At 39.6% G+C, this 427-nt stretch carries 1 protein-coding gene; it reads right to left on the bottom strand.

The genetic code is table 11. The features are described 5' to 3' along the window. Nucleotides 1-42: 42 nt before the first annotated feature. On the bottom strand, nt 43-427 hold a 385-nt coding region (locus tag AM305_RS10910), incomplete at its 5' end, for a class A beta-lactamase (protein ID WP_005826056.1).

Below are 427 nucleotides of genomic sequence, written 5' to 3'. Positions count from 1 at the left end.
ATTCAGCCCTAAATTTTCACTTTTTCTAACAAAATGAATTTGTTAGTTGAGCTGTAAAGTATGAAATACTTGCTTTGCTGCATCTTCTACTAATTTATTGTTGAATTTGGCTTCTTCGGTAAATTGCGTACTCATGATTGCCATCACAATCGGTTTGCGATTTGGTATGCGAACCACCGCAATATCATTGCGTACACCATATTTACCCGCCCCGCTTTTATCGTACACTTTCCACGATGTTGGCGTAGCAGCGCGAATCAATGGATTGCCTGTTGCGTTATTGTCCAACCAATTCCACAAAATCGTTTTTTGCGATTCGGTTAATGTGTTGCCCAATAAATACGCATTTAAATTCATCGCCATTTGTTTGGGTGTACTCGTATCACGAATATCGTTGGGTTTGGCTTGATTTAAATCGGGTTCTAGC

Origin of the sequence: Actinobacillus minor NM305 (assembly GCF_000175195.1) — a bacterium.
Lineage (GTDB): Bacteria > Pseudomonadota > Gammaproteobacteria > Enterobacterales > Pasteurellaceae > Haemophilus_A > Haemophilus_A minor.
Note: the sequence above shows the minus strand (reverse complement) of the source record. Positions and strands in the feature narration are given on the sequence as shown.